General features: G+C 34.3%; 10 protein-coding genes and 1 tRNA gene. 4 read left to right on the forward strand and 7 right to left on the reverse strand.

Translation table 11 applies throughout. The features are described from left to right. Window positions 1–51 precede the first annotated feature (51 nt). Window positions 52–1,203 (forward strand): 3,4-dihydroxy-2-butanone-4-phosphate synthase, encoded by a 1,152-nt coding sequence (ribB, locus tag ACVC43_RS11260; RefSeq protein ID WP_452224624.1) that lies wholly within the window; start codon window positions 52–54, stop codon window positions 1,201–1,203. Here the strand turns inward: ribB and ACVC43_RS11265 are convergent, their stop codons facing one another. The 7 genes from ACVC43_RS11265 to ACVC43_RS11295 form a co-directional block, all read right to left on the reverse strand. Then, on the reverse strand, window positions 1,204–2,451 hold the full coding sequence (locus ACVC43_RS11265; protein WP_452224625.1) for a hypothetical protein: 1,248 nt from the start codon (window positions 2,449–2,451) through the stop codon (window positions 1,204–1,206). A gap of 25 nt (window positions 2,452–2,476) precedes the next feature. Further along, window positions 2,477–3,271, reverse strand: coding sequence for a T9SS type A sorting domain-containing protein (locus ACVC43_RS11270; protein WP_452224626.1), 795 nt, complete (start codon window positions 3,269–3,271; stop codon window positions 2,477–2,479). 42 nt (window positions 3,272–3,313) lie between these two features. Then, the gene (locus ACVC43_RS11275) at window positions 3,314–4,306 is read right to left on the reverse strand and encodes a hemagglutinin protein (RefSeq protein ID WP_452224627.1); all 993 of its coding nucleotides are present in this window, start codon (window positions 4,304–4,306) and stop codon (window positions 3,314–3,316) included. Window positions 4,307–4,328: 22 nt separating this feature from the next. Next, window positions 4,329–5,579 (reverse strand): hypothetical protein, encoded by a 1,251-nt coding sequence (locus tag ACVC43_RS11280; protein WP_452224628.1) that lies wholly within the window; start codon window positions 5,577–5,579, stop codon window positions 4,329–4,331. A gap of 153 nt (window positions 5,580–5,732) precedes the next feature. Continuing rightward, window positions 5,733–6,926 carry a DegT/DnrJ/EryC1/StrS family aminotransferase gene (locus tag ACVC43_RS11285; RefSeq protein WP_452224629.1) on the reverse strand — a complete coding sequence of 398 codons (1,194 nt, stop codon included), beginning with the start codon at window positions 6,924–6,926 and terminating at the stop codon, window positions 5,733–5,735. 97 nt (window positions 6,927–7,023) lie between these two features. Further along, complete coding sequence (locus ACVC43_RS11290) at window positions 7,024–7,485, reverse strand: thioredoxin family protein (protein ID WP_452224630.1); 462 nt, start codon at window positions 7,483–7,485, stop codon at window positions 7,024–7,026. A 75-nt stretch (window positions 7,486–7,560) separates the two neighbouring features. Then, window positions 7,561–8,190, reverse strand: a complete 630-nt coding sequence (locus tag ACVC43_RS11295) for an NAD(P)H-dependent oxidoreductase (protein WP_452224631.1) — start codon at window positions 8,188–8,190, stop codon at window positions 7,561–7,563. Between the two features lie 87 nt (window positions 8,191–8,277). Here ACVC43_RS11295 and ACVC43_RS11300 point away from each other — a divergent pair, with 87 nt between their 5' ends. The 3 genes from ACVC43_RS11300 (at window position 8,278) to ACVC43_RS11310 (ending at window position 12,317) form a co-directional block, all read left to right on the forward strand. After that, a complete protein-coding gene (locus ACVC43_RS11300; RefSeq protein WP_452224632.1) occupies window positions 8,278–8,667 on the forward strand; it encodes an acyl-CoA thioesterase in 390 nt (129 codons plus the stop codon). Between the two features lie 95 nt (window positions 8,668–8,762). Next, window positions 8,763–8,847: transfer RNA gene (locus tag ACVC43_RS11305), tRNA-Ser, on the forward strand. A gap of 440 nt (window positions 8,848–9,287) precedes the next feature. Further along, complete coding sequence (locus tag ACVC43_RS11310) at window positions 9,288–12,317, forward strand: T9SS type A sorting domain-containing protein (RefSeq protein WP_452224633.1); 3,030 nt, start codon at window positions 9,288–9,290, stop codon at window positions 12,315–12,317. The last annotated feature ends 175 nt before the right edge of the window (window positions 12,318–12,492 follow it).

Here is a 12,492-nt window from a genome sequence, read left to right on the forward strand (position 1 = left end):
TCTTTTAAAATAGTAAATAAGCAATATCTTTGCACATAGAAAAGCAATAAAATGATTACTAAAACCGAACCAAAAGTGGCGTTTAAATTAAATACAATTCAAGAAGCAATTAACGATATTAAAGCCGGAAAAGTTATTATTGTTGTTGATGATGAAGACCGAGAAAATGAGGGTGATTTTTTAGCTGCTGCTGAATTGGTTACACCCGAAATGATAAACTTTATGGCCACTCATGGACGTGGATTAATATGTGCTCCACTTACCGAAAATCGCTGTGAGGATTTAGGATTACACATGATGGTTTCTAATAATACCGATCCAATGGAGACTGCATTTACGGTATCGGTAGATTTAAAAGGTCAAGGTGTTACTACTGGAATTTCTGCAAGCGATCGTGCAAAAACAGTACAGGCTTTAGTTAACAAAGACGTAAAACCATTTGATTTGGCAAGACCAGGACACATTTTTCCCTTGGTGGCTAAAGAAGGCGGTGTACTGCGTAGAACAGGACATACCGAAGCTGCCATAGATTTTGCACGTTTAGCTGGGTTAGAACCTGCTGGTGTAATTGTAGAAATCATGAATGAAGATGGCACCATGGCACGTTTACCACAGCTTATTGAAGTTGCAAAAAAATTCGATCTAAAACTCGTTTCTATTGAAGATTTAGTGGCTTATAGAATGGATCATGATTCTTTAATTGAGAAAAAAGAAGATTTTAATATTGAAACACGTTTTGGAAGTTTTAGACTTAGAGCTTACCAGCAAACGACTAATAACCAAGTACACATTGCATTAACTAAAGGAGATTGGGCAACTAACGAGCATGTGCTAACCCGTGTAAACTCTACTTTAGTAAATAACGATATTTTAGGAACGCTAACTAATAATGCAGATGAAAAATTAGACGATATGTTTCGTGTTATTAATGATGAAGGAAAAGGTGCTATTCTATTTATAAATCAGCAATCACAATCTTTAAACTTATTAAATCGTCTTTCTATTTTAAAAGAGCGACAAAGTGAAGGCGAAATTGTAAAAGCGCCTGCCATTAATATGGATGCTAAAGATTTTGGCATTGGTGCCCAAATTCTTCACGATTTAAACATACACAAGCTAAAATTAATCTCTAACTCGCAACAAACCAAACGCGTTGGGATGATTGGTTACGGATTAGAGATTGTAGAATATGTAAAATATTAATTACTCGGTATAAGTAACTTTTACGCTGCAAATACCAAAATCTGATGTTCCCCAAGTAGAGGTTGGCATCACTCTAACAATATATTGTCTATCACTCACAATTGTAAAAGGTGAGTTATGAGTTAATGTAATACCAGAAGTTGAACCACTAAAAGTAGATGTCGAAAACACAATGCTAAATATTGAAGAATTTTGAAAACCATATAACACACTACACTCTAAATTTACATTACTTCCAGTACTTCCATCTCTTAAATAAAAAGTCATAGAGGTAACTGTAGCACCTTGTGGTAAAGTTAAAGGCGCAACTAAAAAACCATTACTAGATGTTTTTTGAGCAAACGCACCAAAATTAACATAATTAACAAATGTAAGAGCCTGATTAGATGTAAAAGCTACAGCAGGAATAACTATAGTTTTCTCACCATTAGCAGATACTGCATTATCCACATAAGACTTTACAGCTCGTTCGGTTGGTATTGCAGAATTGCTATTACCAGCCATTGTTCCATCCGCAGAAAATTCATTAACTCGTACGCCTGTTTCTAAAGCTAAACCTGTATTACCCAAAGTCATCCTTTCATCAAACCCTGTTCCTGTACTTAAATCAGAATCAATTTCAAACCGTAATAAATCGTTTTGGTTTTGAATTTTATAAAAACTGTGAGCGCCTGTTTCTAATCCGTTTCTAAATTCAATTTTAGAAATATCATTTAAAGAAGGTACAGTAAGTTTAATACCTGCATTATCGGCATCATTAATCTCCAAAAGTTCTGTTGGTGCATTAGTTCCAATACCTACATTTTTTGAAATAACATGTACATTGTCTATTTCACTTTCCCAAGATTTATCTCCTGAAGTAAGTGCGTAAGGCACGGCCTTAAATTCCGTTGTTCCCATATCTACAAGACCTGCACCAATATTAATAAACACTTGCAAAAAATGTGTGTCACTTGCCCAATCGATGGTATCGTAAGCTGGACTTCCGGAAACTAAAGTACCTTCACCTATATTAACAATAATTATCCCGTTATCGTCTGTTGTTGGCGTATGCGATTCTGAATAGACATTGGTTAATGCCGCTCCTTGTAAAATATTAAATTGTACTTGTATAAGATCATTTGTAATTAAATTACCACTTCCATCTTTTACTACGGCTTTGTAATTAATACTTTGTGCTTCGGCAACAGAAAATAGTGTTGAGAGACAAAATATTAGTATTAAAAATATTTTATTTAAATAATTCATGACTGTTAATTTTAAAGGTTTCTAATTATTCTTTAATAATGCGTTTTACAACTGTGCCTGCATCTGCTTTCAGCTTTAAAATATAAACACCAGATGGTAAGTTTTTTAATGATATTTGCGATGGATTAACAATCTCCATAACCTCTTTTCCAGTAATATCGAAAAGCTTAGCTACCTGAATTGGTTTTCTGGATTGAATAGATATAGAATCCTTTGTAGGATTAGGATATACTTTTACAGAAACCTCCAAAAACGTTTCTTCTCCAGTACTTAATGTATCGAACATAATAGAAGTTAAACCAGACTCATAACCACCAAAATAATCTTGTGTGGTTGTATTATCTATATTAGAATTGTAAAAACTATCTAAAACGCCTCCAGCTCCTGTAGCCACTGGATCTGCATTATCTAAAAATGTCATTTCACCAGTTGTAGGCATATTACTAACAGAAAAGGATACCAAATCAATTTGTTCTCCAGCAGTGTGTGCAATTAAGGATTGTCCTGGCGGATTATTAAATAAAAAGGCATCTCTTGTACCATCACCTAAACCTTGAGTTGTTAAAAAAGCGGCGTCAAATTGTTGCATAGTCCACACACGCGCAGGTAATAAACTGTTTACGTTAATTACATCTGCACTGCCAGCTGGTAATGTTAGTGTAAATCCCATGTCTGACGCATCTGTACTGGCACTAAAATCTGGGATGGCAACAACTTTAAAGTTGTAATTATCTGTATGGATTATTCCATAGGTGTAAGCTTGAGAGTGAGCACTAATTGTCACTAGAACGAGTAATAAAATTGAGTAAAAAGTTTTCATAATGTTTGTTGTATTTGAATTAATTAATAGTTGTTGTAGCAGTTAGTTCCCGACTGGAACTGTACTGTTTATGGTAAATGTTGGTGAATTAAATCCGTTATTTGGATGCTGTAAGACATTGTCTTTAATAATGTTACTGTCGTTGTCCGAGCCCGAAAAGCGTCCGCCTCCAGACATATCGACATCTATAAGTAAATAACCTACAGACGTATATGTAGCTGAATTAAATCCGTTTAAAGGATCACTTAAAACATCATCCTTGATAATATTGGCATCATTCTCAGATCCAGAAAAACGTATTTGTCCGTTTGCATTGGTATCTCCAGCCCATAAGGCCAAATCACCATTTCCTAAAGCCACTTGTGCGTTGCTACCAAACGTAGCCGTTGTGTTTTCAGTAAAATTTATAGCTGTACCTGTTTCGGTTACTGCTACAGGATTAGCACTCATAACACCTAAATGGTTTCGGTGTTGTAATACGATGTAATAATTCTTGGGTACAATGCCTAAAGAAACATCCGAAACACCATCCAAAGCCACCACATCGCCATCGCGTTGTAATAGAACTGACGTACCTTTGATAATGTTAGACACATCATTTTCATCTCTAAATTCTAACCAAATCCAATCTACAATGTCATCTTCAAAAGCACCAAGACTGGTTGTGCCTCCAAGATTAAACACACTTGCATCTACGGTTTTACCATCACCAAAAGGAGATGTTGTTGGTAGTAAACCTAAATCTCTTAAGTCGTCATTCATTAATCCTGTTGTTTCAGGATTTAAGGTTGCTCCTTGTAGAAATACTTTAGGATTAATTTTAATTTTAATAAAGCGAGATAGAAAGCCTTCAGAAATTTGAACAGTTGCCGAAGTACGTTCTGCGACATTAACCTCACCAATGGTGTAAACCATTTCAATTGTTGGTGTGCTTACTGTAGCACCTCCATTGTCGATACTAAATTTTTCGATAGTTTGCGCAACACTACTAATAGCACTACTACAAATAAGTAATATGAATAAAATTGTTTTCATGATTTAAATGTTTAGTTGATTATTATTTATAAGTGGTAAATTGAAAATTCCCTTGAATTAGTGTTCCAGTTGAATTATAGAGGTAAACCACTAATTTTCCTCCCGAACTGCTTGTGCGTAATCTATAAACTGAAGAAGAAGCACTCGTAACATTAGTAGTATAGTTTGTCCAGAAATAATTTTCTCCAGCAATTGTAATTTCATATCTATCGTATGTAGCGTTCCAGACTACACTAAAATTCCCTGAGCCTGAAGATACAGTACTCGAAGATTGCACTAAGCCATAAGCTAAAGGTCCTACAGCTGCTGTGGTTTGTACAGAAAAATCTTCGAATTGAACAGACTTAAATATTGCAGAACCATCACCATTTACAGCTGCTACAATAGTGTTACCATTTTGCATTTCTATAAATTGAGAACCAGCTGTAGAACCAGAAGGAATAACAAGTTCTATTAAGTCTTTTCCTGAAGGATGCACCAAGCTTTCAATACGTACTGTATTCTCATTGCCAGATGACTGTAGTACAGAAAAAGGGTTTACAGGTGAAAAATCACCTATACCTACTCGACCTTCATTTTCTGCCATTATTATGTCGCCATTAGGCTTTAATCTTAGTCTTACACTACCTGTAGCAAAATTATTATCTGAACTTCCAATCTGAAGCTCATCTGTAGTCACACCACTGTTGATAGACCAATCTATTCTTGCAGGATCAGGATGAAAAAGTTGAAGTGAAGAGGTTCCTGTTGGAGATGTAACACGCGCAGCGGTACTTCCGGTTCCAGAGCCTACAATGTCTAATTTAGCAAGTGGTGAATTTGAGCCTATACCAACATTACCTTCATTATAAAACGTGCTGGTACCATTCGTGTCCCAAATGGCATTTTCTACATCCTTAGCTACTAAAGCATAGGGTACCGTTTTAAATTGGGTGGTTCCTAAATCGACCAAACCTGCTCCAATGTTTACTTGTACATTTAAAAAGTGATCATCATTTTCCCAGGCAATTGAAGAAAAATCATCAGCTGTTGTGCCCTCGCCAATGTTTACGATAATAATACCGTTAGCATCCGTATTTAGAATATGGCTTTCCTGGTAAACGTTATTGGTAAGCGCAACACCTTCATATATTATAAATTGAATGCTTACTGGAGCAGATTCCATAATGTTGCCTGCTGCATCTTTTATTACTGCCTTGTAGTTAATGCCATTTTGAGTAAAACCACTAAAAGCAAGTAATAATGTAACTAATAGAGTAATTGTTTTTTTCATGATTTTTGGTTTTAAATATTTAGATTAATAGCGTTCTATTTCTCTTTTATATATTTAAAACCAAAAGGTTAACATTAATTCCTAATTTTTTTTAAACAAAAAAATCCCTTTTAAGCCTAAGCCTAAAAGGGATTTATAATCTTTTATTTCATTTTAAAGTGAACTTAAAATTGCCGCTTTCATTTTTTCAGCTCTATTTTTCACTTCTTCTTCTGTCCATGATAATTTTATAAGGCAAGAGATGTTTCGACCTATGTAATGATCACTTTGAGAAAACGTAACACTATTTAATTTGTTTAACGAATCTTTTATTTCCTGAGATAATGGAAATAAAGATTTAGCGTCTTTTAAATGATTCCATTTGCGTACATAATGCCAGTTATTATCGTAGTAATGCCAACAGGCATCAATACCAGTGTCTTTAAAGGAATCAATGGTTTTTCTTGTAGTTTCTAAATCTGGTAAAAAGAAGTTTAAAAAAGCGTAGCTTTCTTCGCCTCCTTCTGGAACAGTTCTAAAAGTGACTTCTGGTATTGTTGTTAATACGTGCCTAAGTATAGTATAGTTTTTTTTCTGAACAGCTAAAAACTCTGGCAATCGTTTTATTTGTGCCAAACCAACAGCAGCATGTAATTCTGAAATTCTAAAATTATAACCTAAAAACGGATGACTCTCAGCACCTCTATCATACCCAATATGATCGTGACCATGGTCGCTAAAACCATCTGCATTTGTATGATATTCTTTATTGTTAGTTATTACAGCACCACCTTCACCACAGGTAACGGTTTTTACAAAGTCGAAAGAAAAACAACCTAAATCGCCAATACTACCTAAAGGTTTGTTATTGTATCGTCCCCCTATGGCTTGGCATGCATCTTCAACTAACAATAAATTATGTTTATCACAAACACTTTGTAAAGCATTCATATGTGCCATGCTGCCACACATTTGTACTACCATAACTGCTTTGGTTTTTGGAGTAATAGCAGCTTCAACGGCTTTGGCATCAAGACCTAAAGTATCGTCTATATCAACTAAAATTGGTGTTGCACCAAGCATAAGTATGGCCTCAAAACTTGCCACAAAAGTAAAAGTTGGCATAATAACTTCGTCTCCTGCTCCTAGTCCTGCACTCGCTAACGCCACAGAAACTGCAGATGTGCCGTTGGCAACTAATTGTGCATAATCACACTCTAATGTCTTCTTTAGTGCTTCTTCAAGTGCTTTGGCTTTCCAATGTCCGTTACGCATACCATCGAAACCGTAGCGCATTAATACGCCATTGTCTAATACATCTTGTAATTCTTCTCTCTCTAAATCTCCAAAGCGTTCAAATCCTGGCATGCTATTATTTTTAATTCGGTCAAAAATAGTTGAATTTAAGTGAAAAAAAAAGCCTCTCAAACCAAAGTTTAAGAGGCTTTTTAAGAGTCTATGAACTCTAAAATTTTTGGATTAATCCATCTACAAAAGCAAAATGCCTGTCTGTTTCTCTTAAAAACGTATAGCCAGATAATTCGCCTATAACATTTAAATTAGAACTTAATGCTACTAAATTAGGGTAACCTCCTTTTTGGTTATACTTTTTAACTAATGCTTTATTTTTCTTCTTTTGCTCTGGTGTAATTATATCTAATCGTCTTGGCATATCTACCATTAACAGAACAAAATTATCAGATTTTTCTTCAAAAGCTTCAGTATTAAAAAAGTCTTTCTTCAACATTTTGCATGGTCCACACCAATCGCTTCCTGTAAAATAAATTAATATTGGTTTTTTCGAACTTTCAGAAACTCTTTTAGCCTCTTCAAAGTCGGTTAACCAGTTAAGGTTCGAAAAATCTTCGTCTTGAGAGAATCCTTGTATTGAAACACACAGGAAAAGTAATAAAAATAGGTTTTTCATAATAAAACAGGACTTTAAGCTTTACAATAATATAAAAAATTTATTATATAACAATAATCTTGCCAACTTATTGTATTACAATACTATAACACTGTCTTTTAGTTCTTTACGTACTTTTTTAAGTTCGGCCATAAAATCATCTTCAGCCCTGTATCCTATAGGTAAAACTAAAACAGATTGTAATCCTTTAGTTTTTAAATCTAATAGCTCATCGTATTTCTCCGGAATAAACCCTTCCATTGGGCAAGCGTCTATACCTTCTACAGCACACACCGTTAAAAGGTTACCCATAATTAAATATGCTTGGTTTTTAGCCCATGCCATCTTCTCTTCATGAGATCTGTTTTCAAAATCTTCAATCAAGAAATTTTTAAAAGGGTCTAATATTGCATCAGGAGTATGTCTTACAGATTTTACAAGATTAAAATAAGACTTTATATAACTTGTATTAATCGTGGTGTCGACACACAAAATCAAGATATGAGACGCTTGAGCAATCTGCTCTTGTTCCATAGAATGCTCAACCAACATGTTTTGTTTTTCAGTATCACTTAAAACCACCAATTTAACAGGTTGTAAACCATAAGAAGTTGCTGTTAAATTAAAAGCAGAAAGTAGGATATTAAGCTTAACTTCCGACACTTTTTTATTGGTATCAAATTTTTTCACGGCATAACGCCATTTTAAAGAATCTATAATATTCATAGCGAGTTTAATGGTTTTGCAAAAATAGAATTACATTCGCTATAAATACTAAGAAGTGTAATAAATTTTAATGATACAACCATTTCAATGAAAACTATCGAAGAATTAATAAACAACTCTGAAACCAGAATTTTTAAAGCCATATTTCCTAATACAACAAACCATTATAATACCCTTTTTGGTGGTACAGCACTACACATGATGGACGAAGCATCATTTATTTGTGCCACACGTTTTAGCCGAAAAAAAGTGGTAACAATTTCTACTGATAAAATTGATTTTGAAAAACCCATACCAGAAGGCTCTATTGTAGAACTTATTGCGCGCATTTACAAAGTTGGAAATACAAGTTGTACTGTAAAAGTGGATATTTTTATGGAAAACATGTATAGTTATAAAAGGGAATTAACTGTTACAGGCTACTTTAAGTTTGTGGCTGTCAACGCACAAATGAAACCTATTTCTATTTTGGGCTAAATTTTTAAAAAAATCCTATTTTTTATTTGATAAGAATGAAAAAGGACACTATATTTGCAGCCGCATTCAGGCAAATAGCTTGATAAGGCACTCAAGGAGAATTGGCAGAGTGGTCGAATGCGGCAGTCTTGAAAACTGTTGAGGGTCACACCTCCGGGGGTTCGAATCCCTCATTCTCCGCAAAAAAAACCCGAAACGAAAGTTTCGGGTTTTTTTATGCTTCATTTAAGCGAAAGTGGGTGGTATTTTAATTAGTAAAAAAAATCAAAGACTTAACATCTATTAAATTATTATAAGCCATACTTACTTCAAGACAACCGACTATGCTTTGTTAAAAATACACCTACTAAAAATGGTTATTTACTTTCGATAATTTACTTTGCACCCTTAAATCTTACTATAGAAATGGCAAATAACAAAACAGAATTTTAAAAATTAATTTTCTAATTAACTTATTGATTATCAAATATTTAACGCCATTAAAAACCTTTCGAATTTCAGTAAATATTAAAGGCTTCTTCTTTATATATTGAATACTTGTATCTATATTTAATAAAAATTTACAATTTAAATGTGATTTAAAACTCACAGATTTTTAATTAATTAAAACATTTAAACCAATGAAAAAAATTACAATTTTTCTTACCATGCTAATTAGCATGACCGCATTCTCCCAAATCGAGATTATCGAAGATTTCGATAGCACTCCCAACAATCAGGTTCCTGCTGGATGGACAGGTAACAATATGGCAGCAACTACCAACTTTGCTTGTGGAGGATCAGGAAGAAGTATTTTCGCTTACGCTGAAGCTGGTGATACAGACTCAATAACAACGCCCAATTATACAGGAATATCGAACGGTACCAATTTAACCGTTAGCTTTTCTTATAATATATTCGAACAGGTTAGTCAATTTCCACCACAAACATTTACTGGTCCAGCATCAAATTGGGGAAGTTTGGTATTGGAATACTCGACAGATGGAGGTGCAACCTGGACTAACATTACTACAATAGACGATTCTAACTACACTTTTGTTGACACAAATACTTGCCAGGATAGCGCAGAAATTAGTGTAGGCACCATTGCTAACGGCAGTGATTTTCAAGCACGATTTGTTTCAGATGTTGTTAATGTAAGCGGTTTTAGACTACTTGTTTTAGTCGACAACGTATCTTTTTCTCAAGTGGCTACAACAGTTCCAAACTGTGATTCTACTTTAATATCTCCTGCAAATGGTTCTACAGATGCAGATACAGATACTAATTTAACCTGGCAAGCTGCTACAGGTTTACCAACTGGTTATACAGTATCCGTAGGTACTACAATGGGTGGAACAGAGATTGTTAATGCAGCTACAACTACTGAAACAAGCTACCCTTTAACAGGGCTATCATATAACACATTATACTATGTAAATATAGTTCCTTTTAATGGTGTGGGTAATGCAACAGGTTGCATAGAAGAAAGTTTCACTACAAGATTAGAACCTATACCTGGTGCTACGTGTTCGAGCCCATTAGTTATTTCTTCTTTTCCGTATATAAACCAAAACGATACAAATAATTTTGAAGACAATATCGACTCAAGTCCATGTAGTAACACATACATGAATGGTAAAGATGTGTTCTATGAAGTGACACCAACAACCGATGTATCTATAAATATTGATTTAGCTAATATTTCTAACAATGGTCCGAGTATTCATGTAGTGGACGCTTGCCCAGATGCAGCAACCGAATGTGTGGCTTATGTTGGCACATTTAATAGTGGAGGTTCTCTAAATTTATCGGAAGTCGTTTTATTAGCAGGAAACACCTATTTCATCGTTTTAAGTAATTCTGGAAATACAAGAACTTATACTTACGATTTAATCATCACACAAAATAGCTGTATTAATCCAACAATAGACACTTTAACACCTGTGGCAGACTGTGGTAACGATCAGTTTTTTGTAGATGTGGATATCTCTTATTTAGGTAGTGCAACTTCATTAACTTTGTCGGACGATGATGCTACTTCTGCAGACATTACCAATATTACTTCAACCGGAATTGTTACTGCTGGACCTTACGCAAGCGGTACATTAGTTAATTTTACATTAACTAACGATCAAGATGGATCTTGCTCTTTCTTAGACTCGGCATATTTTTATTGCCCTCCAACTAACGACGAATGTGGAGCTCCAATAGATTTATCAAGTTCTATAAATACCGATGGCTCTTGTACTTTATTTACAAGTGCTACTAATGCTGGTGCAACAGAATCTACTACAGATCCAGATACTTGTGCTGATGCAAATAACAATACCAATGATGTTTGGTTTAGCTTTGTAGCATCTGCTGAAACAATAATTTTAGAGTATTTAAATATTGTTTCGACTCCTGGATATAATGGAGGAGGTACAATACAAGCTACACAATTACTTGAAGGTAGCTGTGGAGCGCTTACTAGTATCGATTGTTGGACTTCAAACTATGTAACGCTTAGTAATTTAACTATTGGCAACACCTACTATATTCGTAACAATACAAGGTTAAATGGAGAGTATGCTCAAAATTATGATATTTGTTTAAAAGTTGCTCCTACAGCACCTGCAAACGACGAATGCTTAAACGCAGATACCTTAACAGTACCTACAGCTGTGGCTGGTACAGAATTAGTTTCTGGTACTACAGCTGGAGCTTCTTTATCGCTTGATAATTCTTGTGAAACATCTAATTTTGGCGATGTCTGGTACGTATTAAACCCAACTGTAACTGGTGTTTACGAGTTTTCAATTGCTAAAAACCCTACAGGTCAAACAGGATCAATAAGTCATTCTGTATACGAAGGGTCTTGTGGCGCATTGACAGCTTTAATTCCATCATGTACTTCTTCAAATACAATTGTAAACTTAACAAGTGGCTCTACTTACTATGTAATGGTGCAATCGAGCTTAACAAACCCTGGTATTACTTTCGATTTGGATGTAACCAGATTACCAGATGCTGTTTCAAATAGCGATTGTTCTTCACCTGATGTATTATTGGAATCACCAGACATGAATGGTACCAATTCAATATCAGGAAATATAAACGTTACAGATGTGGCATATTATTCTCCAGAGGGTTGTGCAAGTTCAAGTAACGAATCTGTATGGTTTAGTTTTACACCACAATACACTGGTATTTACAATTTTGATTATACAAGAGACAGTGGCACAAGTTACTATAAAGTGTATAATACAGACGATTGTAGTAGTACAGCAACAGCTCCAGAAGTTCCTATGTTTGGAACCAGTTGTTTTAACTCTGCGGATAAAACTGGAGAATTAGTTGCAGGAAATACTTATTTAATTATGGTATTCGCAAGTGGTGCTGCAGAGTTTACTTTATTTGCTTATCCAGATCCATCGTTAAGTGTAGAATCTCAAGATTTTGAAACGTTTAGCTTCTACCCTAACCCAGTAGCAAATATTTTAAATATTAAAGCAAAAAATACTATTTCAACTATTAGTGTTTTTAATGTAATGGGCCAAGAAGTTAAAAATTTATCACCAGATAACTCTGAAACTACTTTAAATATGAATAACTTAAACAAGGGTATTTACTTTGTTTCTGTTACGATTAATAATTCTCAAAAAACCTTTAAGGTAATTAAACGATAATTTTTAGATTCGATTATTAGCTATTAAAAGGGCAACATGAAAATGTTGTCCTTTTTTCTTTATAAAAATATTCTTTTTGTCACTAATTCTAAACCAAAATCATCACTTCATTATTCCTCTTTGTTTCTGCAAACCAATTTATTAGACCTTTATTTTTATATTTAAAACACAAAGT

It is taken from the genome of Lacinutrix chionoecetis (assembly GCF_053604665.1).